Consider the following 21053-nt stretch of genomic DNA (forward strand, 5'->3'; position numbering starts at 1 on the left):
ACTTTCGGAAAGGGACCGTTCCGATGGAAATGCAGCAGGTGCGCTACTTCGTTGCGCTTGCAGATACGTTGAATTTCACGCGGGCGGCTGAAAAGTGCAACGTCAGCCAGCCGGCGTTGACGCGCGCCATCCAACAACTCGAGCATGAGCTTGGCGGGCCGCTGTTCCATCGGGAACGCGGCAATACGCACCTGTCCGAACTTGGCCGGATGATGCTGCCTTATTTGCAGGGTGTCGAGGAACAGTGCCAGGCCGCCAAGCAACAGGCCAAGGCCGTCAAGAAACTGGAAAAGGCCACGCTGACCATCGGCACAATGTGCACGATCGGGCCGCAGCTGGTTACAAGCTTGATGATCCGGTTCCAGGCCGCGCACCCCGATGTCGAGGTTCGCGTAGTGGATGCCGGCGCGCCACGGATGATCGAGATGCTCGAAAAGGGCGAGCTTGAGGTCGCGATTGTTGGGGTTCCCGGCGAGCTGCCAGACACGCTTCACCAGCTGCCGGTCTTCCAGGAGCGGTTCGTCATCCTGCTGCCACCCAACCACCGGCTGGTCGCACACGAGGAGGTCAAGGCCGCCGAGCTCGACAAGGAGCCCTATGTCAGCCGGTCCAACTGCGAGGTGTTCGCCCCGGTCCGCAAAGAGCTCAACAGCCGCGGGATATTCCTGCGCCAGGTATTCAGCTCGCCGCGCGACGACTGGGTGCAGGGCATGATCCAGGCTGGGCTTGGGCTGGGGTTCTTCCCGGAATTCAGCGTGACATATCCGGACCTGGTTGTGCGCCCGCTGGTTGAGCCGACTTTCTATCGGACCGTCTATCTCGCGACCGTGCGCGGACGCCCTCATTCCCCCGCCGTTGGCGCATTCGTCCAGGAAGCGCGCCGTTTCCCTTGGCCAACCAGTCGCTTACCGGCACCGGTCTCCGAAACAATTGTCGTCGGCGAGCAGGTCATGGCAGTCGGCTAGCGCATTGAGAGCTGCCGGAAAGCCGGCGTAAATCGCGGTCTGCATCAGCGTTTCCACGATTTCCGTTTTGGAGATGCCGTTGCTCGCGGCGGCGTCGACATGGATCCGCAATTGCGGACCGGCCTTGCCGCTTGCGGCCAAAACCGCAATCGCGATCAACTCGCGACTTCTGAGGTCCAACCCTTCCCGCGCGTACAAGTCGCCGAACGCAAACTCGATGGTCATTCGTGCAAAATCCGGCGCCACCTCGGCGACACCACTCTCGACAAAGTGGGCGACTTTGTTGGCAGCAATCCGCTCAGCAATGTCGATCCCTCGACGATAACGTTCACTCATTTTACTTCCTTCAGAACCAAACCGGCCCCCAGAAATGCCGCTAATGCAAGTGAAGCGAAGACCCCTGCCACCGCCGCGACCCATCCAAATCGGTCGAACAATTGGCCAATGGCCGCGGCCCCAAACAGCCCGCCGCAATAATAGGACGACAGATAGAGGCCGCTGGCAGCGGCCCGGTCGCCTTGGGCGATGCGGCCGACATGACCGGTCGCGACCGCCTGGGCGAAGAAGGTCCCGATTCCAACCAGCGTCATGCCGGCAAGGACGGCGACCAGGCTGGGCACCAGAAGCATGACCAGCCCCAGCAGCGCGATCGCCAGGCTGACGGGCACGGTCAGGCCCGGCCCAAAACGTTCGGTGATCCGACCTGCCGTCGGCGTGGTCAGCATCGATGGCGCGAACACCAGGAAAACCAGGCCCAGTGCGCCCATCGACAAAGCATGCGGCGGACGCATCAGCACGAAGCCGACGTAAGTGAAGACGCCGATGAAGCCGAACAGGATCAGGAAGCCGATGGCGAAGGTACGCCGGAGGGCGGGGTCGGCAAGGTGGCTTGCCCAGGCAGACCAAAATCGGCTGCTGCGGGACATTGGTTCGGGCTCGTTGCGGGTGAGCGAAACGGCTGCCAACAAGGCACCGGCGACATTCAGTACCGCGAAGAACAGGAAGCTCGACGACGCGCCCACTGCGCCAGCGACCAGTGCAGCGGTCAACCGGCCGATCAAATTGCTGGCGACGACACCGGTCACATAGGCGGCGAGCGCCGATGCGGTGCGGTACTGGCAGCGTTCGGCAAGATGGGTCAGCGTCAGCGTGAAGGCCGCGGCCATGAACAGGCCCTGGGTTACGCGCAGCAGGGAGAAAATGGTCAAGTTGGGTGCAAAGGCCAGCAGCGCGGTCGGAACGGAAAGGACCAGCAAGCTAAGGGTAATGGCCCGCTTGCGCTCGAGATTGGCGCTGATCGCACCAACCAGCAGCCCGGCAATCGCCATGCCAAGCGTGGTCGAGTTCGCGGCCACGCCGATCTCCGACGGCTTCACGCCATATTCGACGGCAAGGCTGGGCAGGATCGCCTGGGTTGCGAACAAATCCACCAGCGTCAGGAAGCCGATCACGCCGATCAACAGCGAGCGGGCAGGGGTCAGACTGGGAATTGGCGAGGCGATTGCTTGGCTATGTGCGGTTTGCATGGGCTTCCCTAGACAAAGTGGCGTCCCGCCGAGGGCAGGGCGGGACGCCAGATGTGCCGGCCGTTAGGGGGGGGCGGCGGCCGGCGCGGGGAACGATTACATGGAGTGGAACACGTCCGACGACAGGAGAACTGCCGGCTCGGTGCCGTGGTTGATCCAATAGTGCGAAATGCTGTCAGCCTCGCGGCTGATGTCGCCGGCGTGATGTTCGATCGGGGTCGAGCAATCCGAGCGGTACTCGGTGATCGAACCGCTGACCGTGACGATCAGGGCCGGGCGATCCTTATGGCTGTGCAGCGGAACGATGCCGCCCGGCTGAACGACCAGCCGGCGGGTGCGCAGCAGACGGCCGTCGACGCCGATTTCCTTGCTGAGGTCGACCGATCCGATCACGGTGTCGGTGACGTCCTTGGGCATGGTCGGGGCATTGGCGAGCGGATTGACGCCCGCGGTCTGGCACTGTCCGGCAAAGGCCGGGGTAGCGCTGAAGGTCGCGATGGCAATGATGCCGGCCGCAACGGTCGTCTTGGTAAGATTCAACATTGCCGTCTCCTTGAATTCGAAATGGGCGCCGTGGGCGGGCGTTGGATGGGCAGGATCATTATGTCGTTCCCGGCCGTCATCGGTTGAGCCCAGCCCCCGACGCACTTTCAAAATGCATGAAGCGAAGCCGCCCGTGAAATTGAGAGGAGGCATGGAGTCGATGCACAAAGTGAATTTTCATCTGTGCGCCGCGACCGGCATCCTTAGCGCCTGCCTTTTAATGGAGACGCACGATGCAGCCGCAAACCATGGACCACAGCGACCATATCCGACCCCTGGCCGGGAAGGTGGCGATCGTCACCGGATCGACCAGCGGAATCGGCCTCGGAATTGCACGCGCTTTGGCCCAGGCGGGCTCGGACGTGGTCATCAACGGACTCGGTGATCCCCAGGAAATCGAGCGTGTTCGCGCCGAGCTCGAGAGCGGCGCCCTGTTCGGCCGCGTCGAATATAATGGCGCCAACCTGATGGACGGCGCCGACGCGCGCCGGTTGGTCGAAAAGACGATCGCCGATTTCGGCCGCGTCGACATCCTCGTCAACAACGCCGGCATCCAGCACGTCAGCCCGATCGAGGATTTCCCGGTCGAGAAGTATGACGCGATCATCGCGTTGAATCTCTCCTCCGCCTGGCACACGACTCGGGCCGCGTTCGCGTCGATGAAAGCGCAGGGTTTTGGCCGGATCATAAACGTTGCGTCGGCCCATGGCCTGGTCGCATCGCCATTCAAGAGTGCCTATGTCGCCGCCAAGCATGGCGTTGTCGGCTTGACCAAGACCGTCGCGCTGGAAGGCGCCGAGCATGGGATCACCTGCAACGCCATCTGCCCCGGCTATGTCTGGACGCCGCTGGTCGAGAACCAGATTGACGATACCGCCAAGGCGCGCGGAATTAGTCGCGACGAAGTGATCCGCGACGTGCTGCTTGCCGCCCAACCCAACAAGCGCTTCGCCACCGTCGAAGAAATGGGCGCACTAACGGTATTCCTGTGCGGGCCCGGCGCCGCGTCGATCACCGGGACCGCGCTCCCGGTCGACGGGGGCTGGACGGCACATTGACATGAACGAGAGGGTGCCAAAAGTCGTCATTGTAGGCGCCGGCTTCGGCGGGCTGGCCGCTGCCAAGCGGCTGGCCGGCAAGGCTGTCGATGTGACTCTGGTCGACCGGCGCAACCACCACCTGTTCCAGCCGTTGCTCTATCAAGTAGCAACGGCCGCACTGTCGCCGGCGGACATCGCCGCCCCGATCCGCTCGATTTTCGCAGATGCGCCAAATGTGCGGGTCTTGCTCGATGAGGTAACCGGCATCGATGCGGGCTCCCATCAGATCTTGCTGGATCGGACGGGGCCGCTCGACTTCGATTGGTTGATCCTCTCAACCGGCGCGCGCCACAGCTACTTCGGCCACGATCATTGGGCCAAGCATGCGCCCGGCCTCAAGAGCATCGAGGACGCGCTGGAAATTCGCCGTCGCGTCCTGATGGCGCTGGAATTGGCTGAAACCGAATCCAACGTCTGGCGCCGGCGTCAGCTGCTGACCTTTGTCGTCATCGGCGGCGGGCCGACCGGCGTGGAAATGGCCGGAGCAATCGCCGAGCTGGCGCGCCGCTCCGTTTCACGCGACTTCCGCAGCATTACGCCGCGCTGCTCACGCGTTGTGCTGGTTGAGGCCGGGGACCGGGTTCTGCCCGGTTTCCCGCCGCAGCTCTCCGCGGCGGCGGAGCAGGCCCTTCGCGACCTGGGTGTCGAAATCCTCGTCAACACGCCGGTCAGCGAAATCGAAGATGATCTGGTGATCGCCGGTCAAGAGCGCATCGCGGCCGACACCGTGGTTTGGGCAGCCGGTGTTCAGGCTTCCCCGGCGGCGCGATGGCTTGGCGCCGAACATGACAAGCAGGGGCGCATTTTCGTCGAGCGGGACCTTCGCGTTCCGCACCACGAACGGATCTTCGCCATTGGCGACACGGCGAATGTGCCCGGCATGGACGGCAAGGCGCTACCGGCAATCGCTCCGGTCGCCAAGCAACAGGGCCGCTGCGTAGCCGACCAGATCCTTGGACGCTGTTCGACCCCATTCACGTACCGCAGTTTTGGCAATCTCGCGACCATCGGGCGCAGCAAGGCCGTGATCGATTGGGGCCGTCACCAGCAGAGCGGCTTCATTGCCTGGCTCATCTGGTCCTTCGCTCACATCTGGTTCCTGATCGGATTTCGCAGCCGCATCGCCGTCGGCGTCAACTGGCTGTGGAACTACCTCACCTACCAACGAAGTGCCCGCCTGATCACCGGCGAGGCGGTGAAATCAAAATCTGAATCCATAAGCCGCCAAGCGGCGTGAAAGGGACCATCATGACGAAATCTCTCGAAAAGGAAGTCTCGGCGCTTGGCCAGACCGTCCTCGTCCTCCAGGGCGGCGGCGCGCTCGGGGCCTACCAAGTCGGCGTCTATGAGGCGCTGCACGAGGCAGGGGTCGCGCCCGACTGGGTGATCGGCACCTCGATCGGGGCGATCAACGCCGCGCTGATCGCCGGCAGCAAGCCGAGCGAGCGCATCGAAAAGATGTGCGACTTCTGGTCGCGCGTCGAAAATGATGCGTTTGTACCGTTCGGCATGCCGTCGTGGATGGAATCGGCCACCCGCAACCTGATGTCGATCACGACTGGCGTGCCGAGCTTCTTCAGCCCCAATCCGCTGGCGTTCCTAAGCCCACACCAGCAGCTCGGTGCGGAAGCAGCGGGCTATTATTCGGTCGATCCGCTTCGCCGCACGCTCGAGGAACTGGTTGACCTCGAGCAGCTCAACCATGGCGGGACGCGGATTACGGTCGGCGCTTCCTGTGTCCGTACGGCGGAGATGCGCTACTTCGATAGCCGCGACATGCCGCTGGCGATCGACCATGTGCTGGCATCGGGTGCGCTTCCGCCCGGTTTCCCGCCGGTGCGGATCGATGGCGAGCTTTATTGGGATGGCGGCATCCTGTCGAACACCCCGGTTGAGGTTGTGTTCGATGACAATCCGCGCCGCGACAGCCTGGTGTTTGCGGTCCATATCTGGAACCCGCACGGCGAGGAGCCTGAGACCATCTGGGAGGTGATGAACCGCCAGAAGGACGTGCAATATTCGAGCCGCGCGGTGTCGCACATCCAGCGGCAGCGCCAGCTCCACCGGATGCGCCACATCATCGCCGAATTGTCGAAGCTGGTCCCGGAGGACCAACGCAAGAACAATCTGTTTGCGGACCTCAAAAGTTATGGCTGCCTGACCCGGATGCATGTCGTCCGGCTGCTCGCCCCGGCGCTCGACCATGAGGACCATAGCAAGGACATCGACTTCAGCGCGGAAGGGATCCGCCGCCGCCGCGAGGCCGGTTATCGCGACACGATGGAAACGCTTGACAAGGCACCCTGGCGCAAGCCGGTCGACGAGCTTGAAGGCTTCATCCTGCATGAGGCCAAGGGCGGCCAGATGGTCGAAACGCCAGCCGCAGGCGGGCGATGAGCAGCCTCAGGGTTGCCGTCCTGCTGGGATCGGTGCGGCGCGACCGGGTAGGAGGCCGCGCCGCCACGCTCGTTGTCCGTGAACTCGAACGGCGCGGCCACCATGTCGACCTGGTCGACCCGCTGGAGCTGCAGCTGCCGCTGCTCGACCGGATGTACAAGGAGCATCCCAAGGGCGAAGCGCCGGAACCGCTCGAAATGCTTGCGGATATTTACCGCAAGGCCGACGGCTTCCTGGTGGTCAGCGGCGAATATAATCATGGCATTCCTCCGGCGCTCAAGAACCTCCTCGACCATTTCCTCGAGGAGTATTTCTGGCGGCCGTCGGGCATCGTCTGCTATTCGGCCGGCGGCTTCGGCGGGGTTCGCGCCGCAATGCAGCTACGCATGACCCTGGCCGAATTGGGCATGTCGAGCGTGCCGAGCATCCTTCCTATCCCGCGCATCGGCCAGGCGATCGACGAGAATGGCGTCGCGATCGAGCCGATCGTCGACCGCTCGGCCAACCGCTTTCTCGACGAGTTCCTGTGGTACGCCAATGCGCTCAAGGATGCGCGAGCGAGCGGCTCACCCTATTAGGTCTTAGGTCTTTGTCTTCAAAAAAGGGCCTGCCCAATGCTCATGATGATCGCCGCGCTCGCTGCAGCTGAACCCCCATACGCCCGCCTGCCTCAAAATGTCGTGGTGCCCGTCCAGGCGGAGAACCAGCAGGTGCTGGACGAATGGGGCTATGCCGACGCGGTCATCGATGGTGACCGCGTCTGGCTGTCGGGTGTCGTCGCGGGCCTGCGGCCCGATGAGACGATGGCCGACCAGGAAGCGGCTTATGACCGCGCCTTCAAGCGACTCGAGGATGTGCTGAAACGTGCCGGATCGAGCTTCGACGGCGTGGTGGAGATCACCACTTTTCACACTGATCTGCCGGCGCAGATCGAGGCGTTCAAGAAGGTCAAGCATCGCTACATTCGCGGACCATTTCCGGCCTGGACCGCGATCGACGTCGACCGGCTGGTTCCCGACCGCGGACTGGTTGAAATCAAGCTCGTCGCGCGGCGTCGACATGCGGCCGACGCATCGAAACCATAGGCATTCGCGATTTTTCGGAAGCGCCTGAAACCGTCACAATCTCAGCCGTCCCAAAGGAGAGTTGAGATGAGCCGTAAGAAGAAGAATTTGGCACCGATCTTCGCCATTGTCCTGGCGGCCGGATCGCTGACCGGAGTTGCCGCGCTGCCGGCCAGAGCCGCAACGCCGGTAGCCACCGCGCCGGCCGACGGCGTGATCAAGCAGCGCAGCGACTATGCGTTCGACGAGACCATCGTCCGGATCAAGGCGGATATCGCCGCCAAGGGCATTCGCTTTTTTGACGAGATTGACCAGCAGAAGCTCGGCGCCGGCGCCAATTTGCCGATCGGCCGCTCGACCCTGTTGCTGTTCGGCAATCCGCCGCTCGGCGTCCAGTTCCTCCAGTCCAATCCGCTCGCCGGGCTCGACTGGCCGGTGCGCATGCTGGTGACCGAGGACCAGGACGGTTCGATCTGGGTTAGCTGGACCGACTTCCGCTTCGTCGCCAATCGCTATCAGCTGACCGACCGCGACGCGCAGATCGCCATGGCGACCGACGTCGCCGCCTCGATCGCCTCCTCGACAAGGAAACAGCCATGATCAGCCTCAGCATCCCGATCGGCAGCAAGCCGGTGCTTCACCGCCGCGACCTGGTCGCCATCCTGCCCTACCTCAACCGCAAGGAGTTCAACTCCAAATCGGCGTGGGAGCAGGCCAAGCAAGTTGAATGCGCGTTGCAGAAGCTCGCTGCCGCTTCCCGCATGCAATAGTTCACCGATGCCGGCCTCGCTCCCCGCCGGCACGCATAGCCTCCCGCCTCTCGGCGGGAGGCTTTTCGTTGCCTATCGGCTGACATGGTGGCTGCTGCTGGCGGCCGCAGTCCTGGCCGTTGGTTCTTCCGCCCTGGATGCAAACACGAACGGCCTGATCATCGCGCTCCGCCTGGCCAAGTCGGCGGTGCTGATCGCGGTCGCCTGGATCCTGCTTAGGCGCCGGCCGCGCGACCCCGTGGCCGCACTGTTCGGCATTTCTTTCCTGCTGTGGACAATCAGCAGCAGCGGCGATTTCACGCCTTCAAATCAGTTTGACTGGAGGTTGCTGGTCGATCGCTTGCGCTTCCTGCCATTCGCCACTGGATTGCTGTTCTTCCCGGACGGTCGATGGCAGATGCGGAGAACGGCGCCGATCGCGGGCGCAATCTTCACCATATTCTTCATTGGCGTTGCCGAGGCGACCGGCTTGTTGGCGACGCAAGCCTATCTGCCGCTTGCGGTTGCTTGCGTGCTCGCCGCTCTTGCGTCCCTGCTCAATCGCTACCGCTCGCTGGACCTGACACAGCAGCAACAGTTTAAATGGATTGCCCTCGGCCTGGTTACGGGGATCGGGCTGATCCTGTCGGCGCGGGCAGGCGCGGCGCTGTTTCCGGGCGGGCCGAAGTCGATGGCGCAAAACATCCTGCTGGAGGCGATGTTCCAACTTGGCGTTGTGATCATCGCGCTGGGCTTTCTTACCTCCTTGCTGCGTTACCGGCTCTACGATGCGGAAACGGCAATCAGCCGCTCGGCTGCCTATGCCGGCTTGACCCTGGCGCTGGTGGGGACCTTCTCGGCAAGCGAGACGATCATTCAAACGGTTGGTCAACGTTATTTCGGATCAGGCATCGGCGATTTGTCGGGCGGCATCGCCGCCGCCATCGCCGCCGTGTTGCTGACGCCTCTACATGGCCGGATCAGCGGCTGGGCCGAGCAATATTTCCAGCGCGACTTGATCGGCTTGAAAAGCGCATTGCCTGACTTGCTGGACGCTCCATCCTTGAGCGCGTCGGTGAGCAAGCTGAGCGCGGCCGTCCTCCCGCTGATCGAAGGCGCTGTCCACGCCGAGCGAAGCGCCTTGGTGGTCGACGGCAGGCTGGTTGGCGCCCGCGGCGTCACCAAAATCGCCGCCCAACGTTGGATCGAGCAATGGGACGAGCCAACCGTGGCCGATCCGTTTGACCGCGATGATGGTGCGCTATTCCCGTTGCGGATGGCTATGCGCTGTCCGCTCGGACGGATCAGGGCCTGGCTGCTGCTCGGCCCGCGGCCCGATGGCAGCTTCTACGGCAAGGATGATCTGGATGCGCTGGCCGAAATTGTGCGTCCGTTGCAGCGAGCCTTGGTTCTCGTCGCCGAGCGCGAGATCGAAAACGCCAGGCAGCGTCGCATTATCAATGGCCTCAGTCGGTCGATAGCCGAGCTCTCAAAGCGATTGGAAAAGGTAGAGAAGCATGACGAAAGATAAGAAGGTAGCAATAGTCACGGCGGCCGGGTCGGGCATGGGTGCGGCCGCCGCGCGGCGGCTGGCCCGCGACGGTTACCACGTCGCCATATTGTCTTCCTCGGGCAAGGGCGAGGCGCTCGCCAGGGAGCTTGGCGGCATTGGCGTAACTGGATCCAACCGGTCCAACGAGGACCTCAAGCGGCTGGTTGACGAAACGATGGAGAAGTGGGGCCGCATCGACGCATTGGTCAACAGCGCCGGTCATGGCCCTCGCGGACCGCTGCTGCAGATCAGCGACGAAGAGTGGCACGCGGGCCTCGATACCTATTTCTTGAATGTCGCTCGGGCAGTCCGGCTGGTTGCGCCCATCATGATCGCCCAGAAGGGCGGAGCGATCGTCAACATCTCCTCGGCTTGGGTCATGGAACCGAGCGCAAGGTGGCCGACGTCGGCGGTGGCACGCGCGGGCCTGGCGGCCTACACAAAGCTGTTCGCCGACCAATATGCTGCCGACAATGTGCGCATGAACAACCTGCTGCCAGGCTGGATCGACAGCCTTCCGGTGGACGAGGACCAGACCGACACAATTCCCATGAAGCGCTACGGCACCAGTGAGGAAATTGCCGCGACGGTGGCTTTTCTTGTTTCGGACGGAGCAGGCTACATCACGGGCCAGAACATCCGCATAGATGGCGGCATCACCCGGTCAGTCTAGATTTCGCCGGCGTGGGCGCCGGAACAGCTTAGCTGACCGCTTCGGGGACCTTCTCGACCCATTCCGGGATGAAGATCGGGGCGCGGATCGACCAGCCGGTCGCGACGACGCTTTGCACCGGGATCGACTGGAGCAGCTGCTTGCGCTGCTCGGGATGCACACAGGGCAACGCGGCGGCCGCGCAAAAGACGCTGATGAGCCAGGGGCGCACGCCCGATCCTAGCAGTCGCTCATAGAGAAACTGGAAGGCCTCGAAATCGCCGAGCTTGCCTTCGGCCAGATCCGAGGCGGCAATGTTGATGAGGGGCGCGATGAAGCATTCCGTACCATCCGGGTCGATGTCGTCCGGGATGCAATCGCGGATGAGGTCGAGGGAGCGGTAGCGACGCCCTTGCGATTCGATGGCCTGCAGTTCTTCGGGTCCGCGCGCCCATGAATTGGCATCGCCGCGGTTCATGCCGACGTCCAGCGACCTGCGAATAAAGCGTTGCTCTGCTGCGGTGAAGCTCGCGAACAGCTTCATCTCGCTCAGCATTTGAATTGATGATTTCCGGTCCATCGCGAACTCCTTTCAGTTCGACGATGCCTTTTCCCATGGACGACTGCCCGGGTTCCAATACCGGTCGCGTATCATTTCGATGTGCGAGGGGAGTCGATGCCACCGAAACCAGGCTTTCCCCCGGAAAGTCCTGGATTTTGGTGACCCCTACGGGAATCGAACCCGTGTTTCAGCCGTGAAAGGGCCGCGTCCTAACCGCTAGACGAAGGGGCCACATGCCGTGGTGCGTGGCGCGCCTAGGCGATGCTCCAGATTCGGTCAAGCCGGAGCGGCATCCTCGACGTGCATTTCCGCCGCATTGCCGCCGTTCCATTCGTCGCGCTTGATCGTCCCGGCCAGCCACCAGCGCTTGTCGGCGGGCGATGAGAGCAGCGCCTGGCCCAGCTCGGTTTCAACAGCGCGGAAGGCGATCAGCTTGAACGATTTACCGTCGTCGCCGCAGGCAATCGCCCGGACATGCCCGTTGCCGACGATGCCGGGGCGCATCAGCCTCGCCGGGCCGGCAGCCACCCGCGGCGCGGGCCAGCCGGCGCCATAGGGACCCGCGGCATCGAGCGCGTCGCACAGGCTGGCGGTGACGCCGCCAGGGGCCAGCAGTGCGTCCAGCAGCAGCGCACGGCCCCCAAGCGCTGCCTCGACGTCGGCGGCCATCCTGTCATGCAGGAAGGCTCGCAGCGCTTCGATGCCGCCGGGTGCGACCGTCAGCCCCGCGGCCATGGCATGGCCGCCACCGGCGACCAGCAATCCGCTATCCTTGGCGGCCAGCACGGCGGCGCCGAGGTCGACACCCGAGATCGATCGTCCGGAGCCCTTGCCGGTGCCGTCCTCCTCCTCGGCGATGACGATCGCCGGACGGCCGAACCGCTCCTTCAGCCGGCTGGCGACAATCCCGATCACGCCGGGATGCCAGCCGCGGCCCGAGACCATGATCAGCGAGCCGCCGGCCTGGGCATTGGCAGCCTCGCCGGCCTGTTCGGTGACCAGCATCTCGATTGCCCGCCGCTCCTCGTTCAAGCGGTCGAGCTCCGCGGCGATAGTCCGCGCTTCTTCCGGGTCGGTCGAGGTCAGCAGCCTGACGCCAAGATCGGACTTGCCGACCCGCCCGCCGGCGTTGATCCGGGGGCCGAGGGCGAAGCCGAGATCGCGTGCGGTCGGCGGTTTTACCAGCCGCGCCGCCTCGGCCAGCGCATTGAGGCCGATATTGCGGCGCTCGGACATCACCTTGAGGCCTTGGGTGACAAAGGCGCGATTGAGCGTCTTGAGCCGCGCGACATCGGCCACCGTTCCAAGCGCCACAATATCGAGCAGGTCGATAAGCTTGGGCTCCGGCTGGTCGTCAAAGCGGCCGCGTTGCCTCAGCTCGCGCAGCAGCGCGACGCCCAGCAGGAAGGCCATGCCGACCGCGGCGACATGGCCATGCGCGGCGCCAATTTCACCTTCGTCGAGCCGGTTGGGATTGATCAGGGCGAAGGTGACGGGCAGCAGGCTCGCGCACTGATGATGGTCGCAGACGATCACCTCGAGGCCAGCATCGGCCGCTTCCTTGAGCGCGTCGAACGCCTGCGCCCCGCAATCGACGGTGATGGCCAAAGTGGCGCCGCGCCGCTTCAGCTCGACCAGGGCCGCGCCCGACGGGCCATAACCCTCCATCAGCCGGTCGGGGATGTAGACCATCGGCTCCACGCCGAGCCGGCGGAGCAGCAAGGTCAGCAGCGCGGCCGAGGTCGCGCCATCGACGTCATAGTCGCCGAAGATGGCGATACTCTCGCCACTCTCGACCGCATCCGCCAGCCTAGCGGCGGCCTTGTCCATATCCTTGAACTCGGATGGGTCGGGCAGGAAATCGCGGATGGTCGGCGTGCGGTGGCGCGCCAGGTCGGCCTCCTCAACCCCGCGTGCCAGCAGCAGCTGATCGGTGAGGTCGCGGCCAAGCTCGTCCCCGCCGGCCCGGCGCCAGCGCCACGGCTGCCCGGTCAGGCTCCGCTCGACTCCGCAGGCGAAGGTGGAGGTCATGACAGCAACTCCGCGCGCAGCGTCTCGGCGGCGGGCCGAGTGAGTGCCGGGACCTGATGGTTTGAAAAACCGGTGCCGCCGGCTACGCCGAGCCGGAGCGAGCAGATACCGAACAGCCTCGTCCACCAGCTCTCGCTGAGGTCGATGCTCTGGATCTTGCGGATTGGGATGACGTTGCGGTGCTGACGCCACCATCCGGTTTCGACAAACAGCGAGCCGTCCTCGAGCGCGTATCTTGTGTGCCGCCAGCTTGCCCAGCGCAGCCCGATCATGGCCGCACCGAAGGCAAGTCCGAGCAATCCGATCGGTCCCAGCGTAATCGACGCCGCGACGGTCGCGATGGCGACCGGCACCAGTGATATCAGGTGGATCGTCACATAGGCCATGGAGACGGGACGCCATGCCGCATCGGTAGGCGCGATTCGCCAGCCCAGCGACGTCAATATTGCCGCCGCCTCTTCGGGGCGCGCCAGCGGTGCGACCACATGGTCACCCTTGCCGCCGTCCTGCGACAGGCTTTGCAGCTTCAGCTCCCACCAGCCAAAATGATGACGGATCGGGCCGGTAGCCAGGATTGCTGCCTGCGCCCGCTTGGCCGGAATGGTCACATCGGTCAGGGTCAGCAGTCCGCGCCGGCGGCGAAATCCGGTCTCGGTCCGGTCGAGCCGGAAGCCATGTTCGCGCAACATGGTACGGATCAGGCCAGTGCCGATTCCGATCAGGATGAGGAGCAGGGAACCGGCCAGAACCGTGGCAATCTGGTGCGCCAGCACCAGCGCCTGCAACGGTCCGGACCGGGCGAGGAGGTCGATCCAGAATCGCTGATCGAACGGATCGATTCCGAGCGGCTGGCCGATCGTCTGGGTCGCGCCGAACAGGCCGGCGATCACTGCCAGTGAGAAGTTGAACAGGCCGCCCGTCAGCACCCGGCGCGTGTCCATTGCGTAGAGGGCGGGCCGATCCGGCTTGGCCTCGGCGGTTACTTGCGTGGGCACGGCCGCAAATCCCTTGCGGGCACGGATATGCTCGCGCAGCGCTTCGGCGCGGGCCAGCGCGATGGTGTGGAGGACGCCTTCCTCTTCCTTGCTGCCGGCCGACGCGCCGGTCTCGAGCTTGACCTTGGCGAGGCCAAGCAGGCGCTGGACCGGCCCCTGCTCGATGTCGACATCGGTCACCCGGTCGAACGGGATTGCGCGGCTGGTGCGGTGAAGGAACCCGCTGTCGATGCGGATCTCGTGCGCACCGACGCGATATTCGAGCTTGCTCCAGCGGATGAACAGCTGGACGAACGAGAAAAGCGCGAAGCCGGCAACCATCAGCGCCGCAATCCACCATTGGCCTTGGGCGGCGAAATAGGCGCCGCCCGCGACCAAGCCCCAAATGCCCTTCAGCGTCTGGCTCAGCCCGGTCAGCAAATAGAGCGGATGGAGCCGCTCGGGCGGGCCGAGGTCGTCCTGCAATCCGCCAAGCGCGATCGCCTCACTCATTCCGCGTCAGCGCGGATTTCGGAGCGGATCGCCTCGCGGATCTCGGCGGCGCGGTCGGGCGCCAGGCCGGGCAGGACGACCAGGCTGTTGTGCGTCCCGGCGGTGTGGACGACCAGGCTGGCCGTGCCGAACAGCTTGTCGATCGGCCCGCGGGTCACGTCGATATGCTGGACCCGGACGAATGGAACGATGGTGTCGGTGTGGAACAACCAGCCGCGCACGGTCCTCAGCAGCCGCCCGTCAATGGCATAGCCGAGCCGGCGATAGACACGATTGGGGGCAATGACGATTGCAAGAAATGCAATCAACGCAACCAGCAGCGGCAGCAGCAGGGGAGGGACGGGCGTCTCCACCAGGGCGATGCGGTCAACAGCCAGCGCGACGAGGAACATCGGCACCCAGAATACCGCCGCCTTCATTTGCAATGCCTGGCGATAGGCAGGTTCGACCGGCTGGAGGTCGGCGGGAATGGCGAGAGCTGTCATGCGCCGATGATACAGGGCGCCAGATGGCTCACAAGGGCTTGTGATATTCCGTCGAAACGCGGCGCACGGTCCCGGTGCTGGCCCGCATGACGATGCTTTCGGTGGTGATGCTGCCGCCCTTGGTGCGCTTGACGCCGCTCAGCAGCGAACCATCGGTCACGCCGCTGGCGGCAAAGATGCAGTCGCCCTTGGCCATGTCTTCCATCGAATAAATGCGGTCGAGGTCGTCGATGCCCCAGCGGTGGGCGCGGCCGCGCTCATCGTCGTTGCGGAACAGCAGGCGTCCTTCCATCTGCCCGCCGACGCAGCGCAGCGCCGCCGCCGCCAGCACGCCTTCCGGCGCGCCGCCGGTGCCGAGGTAAATGTCGATGCCGGTGTCGGGATCGGTGGTGGCGATCACACCGGCGACGTCGCCGTCGGGGATCAGCTTGATGCCGCAGCCGAGCGCCCGCAGCTCATCGATGATCGCCTGGTGGCGCGGGCGATCGAGAACGCAGGCGACAATCTCGTTCGGCGCCACATTCTTGGCCGCCGCCAGGGCGCGAACGTTTTCGGTGACGGACTTTGCCAGGCTGATCGTGCCGGCCGGGCAACCCGGGCCGATCGCGATCTTCTCCATGTAGACGTCGGGCGCGTTGAGGAGGCAGCCCTGCTCGGCGATGGCAAGTACCGCCAGCGCATTGGGCCCGGCGTTGGCGGTGAGGGTGGTTCCCTCGAGCGGGTCGAGCGCAATGTCGATCGCCGGCCCGTCGCCCTGCGCGCTGCCCACCTTTTCGCCGATGTAGAGCATCGGCGCTTCGTCGCGCTCGCCTTCGCCGATGACCACCGTGCCGTCCATCGGCAGCTCGTTGAGCGCATGGCGCATGGCCTCGACCGCGGCGGCGTCGGCGGCGTCATTATCGCCGCGGCCGATCCATTTCGAAGCGGCAATTGCCGCCGCCTCGGTCACCCGGACCATTTCGAGGACGAGGACGCGATCGAGAACGTGGCTGGCACTGACCATAACTAAGCTGCTTCCCGGCAAGAATCGTTGGCGCTGCCGATAAGCTGCGCCAGCGAATGTGTCGAGGCGCGCCTCCACGCAGAAATGTCGCGCGTAATAGAGGCAAGACTGCTAGAAAGGGCGTCGCCGAATCCAGTGCGTCTTCCATTTGAGGGAGAGTGCCATGATGGATGCGGGCTCACTTGCATATTTGGTTGCGGCTTTGGCTGGTTGGGGTGGCGGCGCCATCATGGCCTATGACCCGGAGAAATATCCGCCGACGGGGTGCAAGCCTTGTCCTTATCCTGCGGGCGCGATTGTCGCGGCAATCCTGTGGGCTTTGCTCGGCATCAATGGGCCGATCGCTGAAGTTGCCAGCACGGCCGCGATAACCGGCCTGGTTGGCGGCCTGTTCGGCGGCTCGGCTTCTCGCTTCCTTAGCTCCGGGATGGCGCGCCGCTAGGCTGCGAGCTTCAATCGCCGTCGTCGGCCTGATGGTCGAGAATGTGCGCGCGGACCTGGATGGCGCGAATACCGAGCCTGGTTTCGTGGAGGAAGATGGCGAAGCCGAGGCCGGTGCAGGCCATCGCGGCGATGAACAGCAAGGCGATCGCGGTGCCGAAGCGGTAACCGGTCAGGAACGCCAGGAACAGCAGGATCACCACCGCCGAAATCAGCAGCGCGGCGAGCACGGTGGTGAAGATGGCGCTGCTGACGATGCGGCTGCGGCGGTCGAGCAGCCTGACCTCGCGCAGCATGCGTTCATGCTCCTCGCCGCGACTGTCGAGGATGCGCGGCTCGAGCTTGCGGATGCGATCGACGATCCGCGCCAGGCGGCCGGCGCAGACGTTGAGGAACGCGCCGAGCCCGGCCAGCAGGAACACCGGCGCCACCGCCAACTGGATGATCTGGGCCAGTTGGGTAAGGCCGGGCGTGTGGGGAATGAGGGAGGCCGCTGTCATGCGCGCCTCTATGCCCTACCGGAGGACGCTTGGCACTAGCCCTCGATGACGACCTTGTTGCCAGGCTTGGTCAGCTCATAAAGCTGCTTGGCGAAGGCCATTGGCAGGCGAATGCAGCCGTGGCTCGCAGGGTAACCCGGCGTCACGCCGCCATGGAGGGCAATGCCCTTGTCGTCGATATTCTGCATGAACGGCATCGGCGCGTTGTCATATTTTTTCGACCGGTACATCGGCCGCTTCCAGTTGATCGTCCAGAAGCCGAGCGGCGTCGGGTGCCCCTGCTTGCCGGTCGAGATGTTGGTCACGCCGATCAGCTGCGAGCCCTTGAACACGAAAGCGACCTGGTTGGCAGTATCGATGGTGATGGCGACATCGCCGTCGGCGGGGAAATTGGGCGCCCAGTGAAATTCGGCCGGCCGCAGCGACGTGCGGCCGAGCATCTTGTGCATCGCCTCGAAACCGGACGCGGAGAAACCGTTGGTCCAGCGGTAATTCGTCTGCGGCGGAGCGAACACAGGTTCCACGATCCGGGGCTGGGTCGGCGGCGGAGTGACCGAACAGCCGGCCAACAGCGCCAGCGCGCTGGCCACAATAAGCGTACGAATTTTGATCATTCCCTGCTTCCGCCTGTAAAATCTGTTGCCAATCAAGTGCATGAGCATAGCGCCAAGCACAAGTTGGGGCGGTTAACCGATAAGGGCGGTCGAACGTTCCATCCGCTCGCCTCGCCGATAACCCTCACTTTGGTTAACCGTTCGACTTCATTCCCGCCTGTGCTACGGTCCGGTCGTCGACTTGCAGGGGATAGCGATGGCGACGGTTGCAGAGAATTTCGGCGGTACCGGGCGGGAAGTGGATGTCCTTTCGGGCACGCCGCGGGCTCACGCCATCGACCGGTGGATTTACGTCTTCACGGCGGCGAGCTTCATTGTCGTCACGCTGGCCGGATTCATTCCGGATTCGCTGGGCAAGATCGCGGCGGTGCAGGCCGGGCAGCGGCCGCCGTTCCCGATCGTGCTGCACATGCACGCCGTGCTGATGGGCTCGTTCCTGCTGCTGCTGTTCACCCAGACCTGGCTGATGGCGACCGGCCGCCGTGCGCAGCATATGCGGCTTGGCGCCCTCGGCATGGTGCTGGCCCCGCTGCTGGTGATTGTCGGCTTCATTCTCGCGCCGACCATGTATCACCAGGTGTGGGAAGGCTCACTGCACGCCCCGCCGGGCATCCGCGAACAGTTGCAGGCGCGGGTCCCGGTGCTTGACGACATCCTGCTGCTGCAAATGCGCATCGGCATCCTGTTCCCGCTGTTCCTGGCGATCGGGCTCAAGGCGCGCGGGACCAACGCCGGGATGCACAAGCGGATGATGATCCTGGCGACGGTGATGGCCATCCCGGCCAGCGTCGATCGCATCACCTGGCTACCGACCACCATGCCGGCCAGCGCGCTGACCCCGGATCTCTACACATTCCTGATGATTACGCCGATGTTGCTGTGGGACGTGATCCGCAACCGCCGCATTCATGAGGCCTACTGGATCTGGCTGGCGGTGAACCTGTCGTTCGCGATCTTCGTGCATACGGCGTGGGACACGCCATGGTGGCACGCCACCGCGCGGCAAATCATGGGCGTCGGCTAGGCCCCAGACAACATCTTCTTCACGCCGCGCGCCGCCTGGCGGAGGCGCTGCTCATTCTCGACCAGCGCAAGGCGGACAAAGCCTTCGCCTTCCTCGCCGAAGCCGACGCCCGGCGCGACCGCGACATGGGCCTCGGTCAGCAGCTGCTTGGAGAATTCGACGCTGCCCAGGTGCCGGAAAGCTTCCGGGATCGGCGCCCAGGCGAACATGCTGGCCATTGGCACCGGGATGTCCCAGCCGGCCCGGCCGAAGCACTCGACCATCACGTCGCGGCGCTTCCTGTAGAGCTGGCGATTGGCCTCGACGCAGTCCTGCGGGCCATTGAGGGCGGCGACCGCCGCGGCCTGAATCGGGGTGAAGGCGCCATAATCGAGGTAGCTTTTCACCCGAGTCAGCGCGCCGACCAGCTTCTCGTTGCCGACCGCGAATCCCATCCGCCAGCCGGCCATCGAATAGGTCTTGGACATCGAGGTGAATTCAACCGCTACCTCCTTCGCCCCAGGCACCTGGAGGATCGACGGCGTCGGCGTGTCCCCGAAGTAGATTTCAGCATAGGCCAGATCGGAGATCAGCCACAGGCCCTCGGCGCGGGCGAACTCGACCAGCTGCCGGTAGAAATCGAGATCGACCACCTGCGCCGTCGGATTGCTGGGATAGCCGATCACCAGCACCTTGGGCCGGGGCACGGTGTAGCGCATGGCCCGTTCCAGCCGCTCGAAAAAGTCGGGGCCGGGGACCGCCGGGATCGACCGGATCGATGCGCCGGCGATGATGAAGCCGAAATGATGGATCGGGTAGCTGGGGTTGGGGGTCAGCACGACGTCGCCCGGCGCGGTGATGGCCTGGGCGAGGTTGGCCAGCCCTTCCTTGGATCCCAGCGTGACGATCACTTCACGGTCCGGGTCGAGCTCGACCCCGAAGCGGCGCTGATAATAGGCCGCCTGGGCTCTCCTCAGGCCGGGAATACCTTTCGACGCCGAATAGCGGTGCGCGGTCGGCTTGGCCGCCACCTCGGCCAGCTTGTCGATGACATGTTTCGGCGGCGCGCCATCGGGATTGCCCATGCCGAGGTCGACGATGTCCTCGCCCCGTGCTCGCGCCGCGGCCTTCATCGCATTGACTTCGGCGAAGACGTAGGGCGGCAGGCGCTGGATGCGGTAGAATTCGTCGGACATCGCAGCAACATGGCCGATAATGCTGCAGTGCGGCAAGCCTATCTGTTGTAAGCCGGAAGCGACAGGCCGCGGGCAATCGCCGCGCCGCGGAGGCTAAAGGCAGCTAGTCCGGCTACCAGCGCAGCCAGCGCCGGTGGCGCTCCGAACAGCGCCAGGATCACGAATAACCCAGAGGCGAGGGCGGCTGCGGTGACGTATAGCTCCGGACGCATCAGGATCGACGGTTCATTGGCCAGCACGTCACGGATGATGCCGCCGACGCAGGCGGTGATGACGCCCATGGCGAAGGCCGGGACCGGGGCGACGCCGTAGCGCAGCGCTTTCGACGCGCCGTAGGTTGCGTAGGCCGCCAGGCCGACGGCGTCGAACCACAGCAAGGCCCTTTCAGCGATCACCCGCCGCGACAGGAACCACACGCCGAGCGCCGCACCGATGCAGATTAGCAGCGTGGCGTTGGTGTGCACCCAGAACACCGGGGCTCCGATCAGCAGGTCGCGGACGGTGCCGCCACCGACGCCGGTGACCACCGCGAAGAAGATAAAGGTGACCAGCGTCTGCTTCTTTTCCGCCGCCAGCAACGCGCCCGACACGGCGAACACTGCGATGCCGACATAGTCGAGCATCACCAGCGCATCGGGGAGGAGCATCGGCGGCTTCATTGCGCTCCCCTAACGGTTCGCCCTGAGCTTGTCGAAGGGCCGCACTTCCCTTGAACCGAAAAGAAGGACGATGCTTCGACAGGCTCAGCACGAACGGCTATTGTGTCCTCATGACCGACGATACGACCACCACCGTTCCGGGCCTCGAGGACTGGCAGCATTGGGCGCTGGTCATGGCGCGGGCCAACCAGATGATCATGGAGGCCTGGGCCGACAATCTGGCGCAGGGCAAGTCGATGCCCGGCTTCGGCCTGCCGGTATCGCACGCCAACAAAGATCCGATGGCGTGGATGACGGCCGGCGCGGACGCCTGGTCGAAAGGGATGGAGGCCTGGAGCCAGATGCTCGGCCAATATTCGGCGGCCGGCGAGCAGAAGGATCGCCGCTTCGCCTCGCCCGAATGGCGCGACAACCCGATCTTCGACACGGTCCGGCAAAGTTATCTGGCGATCAGCGACAAGTTGCTCGGCACGGTCGAGGAAATTGAGGGGCTGGACGATAGCGCGCGCGACCGGCTGCGCTTC

Annotated in this window: 24 protein-coding genes, 1 tRNA gene and 1 pseudogene; 13 read left to right on the forward strand and 13 right to left on the reverse strand. The window is 64.4% G+C overall.

Annotated features, from left to right (window positions below):
* The first annotated feature begins 23 nt into the window (after window positions 1-23).
* Window positions 24-965, forward strand: coding sequence for a LysR family transcriptional regulator (locus Q0C64_RS00985; RefSeq protein ID WP_294120196.1), 942 nt, complete (start codon window positions 24-26; stop codon window positions 963-965).
* On the opposite strand, the gene Q0C64_RS00990 is transcribed toward Q0C64_RS00985, so the two are convergent.
* From Q0C64_RS00990 to Q0C64_RS01000, 3 genes are all read right to left on the reverse strand, one after another.
* Window positions 906-1301: a carboxymuconolactone decarboxylase family protein gene (locus tag Q0C64_RS00990; protein WP_294120197.1), complete on the reverse strand. Its 396-nt coding sequence runs from the start codon at window positions 1299-1301 to the stop codon at window positions 906-908. The two genes, Q0C64_RS00985 and Q0C64_RS00990, sit on opposite strands and share 60 nt — an antisense overlap.
* Window positions 1298-2491 (reverse strand): MFS transporter, encoded by a 1194-nt coding sequence (locus tag Q0C64_RS00995; protein WP_294120200.1) that lies wholly within the window; start codon window positions 2489-2491, stop codon window positions 1298-1300. Before Q0C64_RS00995 ends, Q0C64_RS00990 begins: the two co-directional genes overlap by 4 nt.
* 96 nt (window positions 2492-2587) lie before the next feature.
* Window positions 2588-3034, reverse strand: a complete 447-nt coding sequence (locus Q0C64_RS01000) for a cupin domain-containing protein (RefSeq protein ID WP_294120202.1) — start codon at window positions 3032-3034, stop codon at window positions 2588-2590.
* A gap of 233 nt (window positions 3035-3267) precedes the next feature.
* Here Q0C64_RS01000 and Q0C64_RS01005 point away from each other — a divergent pair, with 233 nt between their 5' ends.
* The 9 genes from Q0C64_RS01005 to Q0C64_RS01045 all read left to right on the forward strand — a co-directional run bounded on the left by Q0C64_RS01005 (window position 3268) and on the right by Q0C64_RS01045 (window position 10569).
* Complete coding sequence (locus tag Q0C64_RS01005) at window positions 3268-4092, forward strand: 3-hydroxybutyrate dehydrogenase (protein ID WP_294120203.1); 825 nt, start codon at window positions 3268-3270, stop codon at window positions 4090-4092.
* Between the two features lies 1 nt (window position 4093).
* Window positions 4094-5371 carry an NAD(P)/FAD-dependent oxidoreductase gene (locus tag Q0C64_RS01010; protein WP_294120204.1) on the forward strand — a complete coding sequence of 426 codons (1278 nt, stop codon included), beginning with the start codon at window positions 4094-4096 and terminating at the stop codon, window positions 5369-5371.
* 11 nt (window positions 5372-5382) lie between these two features.
* Window positions 5383-6531, forward strand: coding sequence for a patatin-like phospholipase family protein (locus Q0C64_RS01015; RefSeq protein WP_294120205.1), 1149 nt, complete (start codon window positions 5383-5385; stop codon window positions 6529-6531).
* Window positions 6528-7109 carry an NAD(P)H-dependent oxidoreductase gene (locus Q0C64_RS01020; protein WP_294120206.1) on the forward strand — a complete coding sequence of 194 codons (582 nt, stop codon included), beginning with the start codon at window positions 6528-6530 and terminating at the stop codon, window positions 7107-7109. The genes Q0C64_RS01015 and Q0C64_RS01020 overlap by 4 nt, the downstream gene beginning before the upstream one ends.
* A 36-nt stretch (window positions 7110-7145) precedes the next feature.
* Window positions 7146-7616 carry a RidA family protein gene (locus Q0C64_RS01025; RefSeq protein WP_294120208.1) on the forward strand — a complete coding sequence of 157 codons (471 nt, stop codon included), beginning with the start codon at window positions 7146-7148 and terminating at the stop codon, window positions 7614-7616.
* A 66-nt stretch (window positions 7617-7682) separates the two neighbouring features.
* Window positions 7683-8195, forward strand: a complete 513-nt coding sequence (locus tag Q0C64_RS01030) for a DUF302 domain-containing protein (protein ID WP_294120209.1) — start codon at window positions 7683-7685, stop codon at window positions 8193-8195.
* A complete protein-coding gene (locus Q0C64_RS01035) occupies window positions 8192-8365 on the forward strand; it encodes a hypothetical protein (protein WP_294120210.1) in 174 nt (57 codons plus the stop codon). Before Q0C64_RS01030 ends, Q0C64_RS01035 begins: the two co-directional genes overlap by 4 nt.
* 7 nt (window positions 8366-8372) lie before the next feature.
* Complete coding sequence (locus Q0C64_RS01040; protein ID WP_294120211.1) at window positions 8373-9875, forward strand: hypothetical protein; 1503 nt, start codon at window positions 8373-8375, stop codon at window positions 9873-9875.
* Complete coding sequence (locus Q0C64_RS01045) at window positions 9862-10569, forward strand: SDR family oxidoreductase (RefSeq protein WP_294120212.1); 708 nt, start codon at window positions 9862-9864, stop codon at window positions 10567-10569. The genes Q0C64_RS01040 and Q0C64_RS01045 overlap by 14 nt, the downstream gene beginning before the upstream one ends.
* A gap of 28 nt (window positions 10570-10597) precedes the next feature.
* Here Q0C64_RS01045 and Q0C64_RS01050 read toward each other — a convergent pair whose 3' ends face one another.
* The 6 genes from Q0C64_RS01050 to glpX form a co-directional block, all read right to left on the reverse strand.
* Complete coding sequence (locus tag Q0C64_RS01050) at window positions 10598-11128, reverse strand: hypothetical protein (RefSeq protein ID WP_294120213.1); 531 nt, start codon at window positions 11126-11128, stop codon at window positions 10598-10600.
* Between the two features lie 138 nt (window positions 11129-11266).
* Window positions 11267-11341, reverse strand: a tRNA-Glu gene (locus tag Q0C64_RS01055).
* A gap of 45 nt (window positions 11342-11386) precedes the next feature.
* Window positions 11387-13141, reverse strand: a complete 1755-nt coding sequence (gene recJ, locus Q0C64_RS01060; protein ID WP_294120214.1) for a single-stranded-DNA-specific exonuclease RecJ — start codon at window positions 13139-13141, stop codon at window positions 11387-11389.
* The gene (locus Q0C64_RS01065; RefSeq protein ID WP_294120215.1) at window positions 13138-14628 is read right to left on the reverse strand and encodes a PH domain-containing protein; all 1491 of its coding nucleotides are present in this window, start codon (window positions 14626-14628) and stop codon (window positions 13138-13140) included. Before Q0C64_RS01065 ends, recJ begins: the two co-directional genes overlap by 4 nt.
* Window positions 14625-15113 carry a PH domain-containing protein gene (locus Q0C64_RS01070; protein ID WP_294120217.1) on the reverse strand — a complete coding sequence of 163 codons (489 nt, stop codon included), beginning with the start codon at window positions 15111-15113 and terminating at the stop codon, window positions 14625-14627. The genes Q0C64_RS01065 and Q0C64_RS01070 overlap by 4 nt, the downstream gene beginning before the upstream one ends.
* Window positions 15114-15141: 28 nt before the next feature.
* Window positions 15142-16116 carry a class II fructose-bisphosphatase gene (gene glpX, locus Q0C64_RS01075; protein ID WP_294120218.1) on the reverse strand — a complete coding sequence of 325 codons (975 nt, stop codon included), beginning with the start codon at window positions 16114-16116 and terminating at the stop codon, window positions 15142-15144.
* A gap of 229 nt (window positions 16117-16345) precedes the next feature.
* Between glpX and Q0C64_RS01080 the strand changes: the two genes are divergently transcribed.
* Window positions 16346-16558 carry a hypothetical protein gene (locus tag Q0C64_RS01080; protein ID WP_294120219.1) on the forward strand — a complete coding sequence of 71 codons (213 nt, stop codon included), beginning with the start codon at window positions 16346-16348 and terminating at the stop codon, window positions 16556-16558.
* 10 nt (window positions 16559-16568) lie between these two features.
* Here the strand turns inward: Q0C64_RS01080 and Q0C64_RS01085 are convergent, their stop codons facing one another.
* Both Q0C64_RS01085 and Q0C64_RS01090 read right to left on the reverse strand, forming a co-directional pair.
* Entirely contained in the window at window positions 16569-17057 is a 489-nt protein-coding gene (locus Q0C64_RS01085; RefSeq protein WP_294120220.1) for a DUF2721 domain-containing protein, read from the reverse strand.
* A gap of 35 nt (window positions 17058-17092) precedes the next feature.
* Entirely contained in the window at window positions 17093-17671 is a 579-nt protein-coding gene (locus Q0C64_RS01090) for a L,D-transpeptidase family protein (RefSeq protein ID WP_294120221.1), read from the reverse strand.
* 196 nt (window positions 17672-17867) lie between these two features.
* Between Q0C64_RS01090 and Q0C64_RS01095 the strand changes: the two genes are divergently transcribed.
* Entirely contained in the window at window positions 17868-18695 is an 828-nt protein-coding gene (locus Q0C64_RS01095; RefSeq protein WP_294120222.1) for a hypothetical protein, read from the forward strand.
* Here Q0C64_RS01095 and Q0C64_RS01100 read toward each other — a convergent pair.
* On the reverse strand, window positions 18692-19870 hold the full coding sequence (locus Q0C64_RS01100) for an LL-diaminopimelate aminotransferase (RefSeq protein WP_294120223.1): 1179 nt from the start codon (window positions 19868-19870) through the stop codon (window positions 18692-18694). The two genes, Q0C64_RS01095 and Q0C64_RS01100, sit on opposite strands and share 4 nt — an antisense overlap.
* A 38-nt stretch (window positions 19871-19908) precedes the next feature.
* Window positions 19909-20529: a trimeric intracellular cation channel family protein gene (locus Q0C64_RS01105; RefSeq protein WP_294120224.1), complete on the reverse strand. Its 621-nt coding sequence runs from the start codon at window positions 20527-20529 to the stop codon at window positions 19909-19911.
* A 110-nt stretch (window positions 20530-20639) separates the two neighbouring features.
* Here Q0C64_RS01105 and Q0C64_RS01110 point away from each other — a divergent pair.
* Window positions 20640-21053, forward strand: a pseudogene (locus tag Q0C64_RS01110) (class I poly(R)-hydroxyalkanoic acid synthase); the annotation flags it as partial.

Origin of the sequence: Sphingomonas sp., from assembly GCF_023266535.1 — a bacterium.
Taxonomy (GTDB): domain Bacteria; phylum Pseudomonadota; class Alphaproteobacteria; order Sphingomonadales; family Sphingomonadaceae; genus Sphingomicrobium.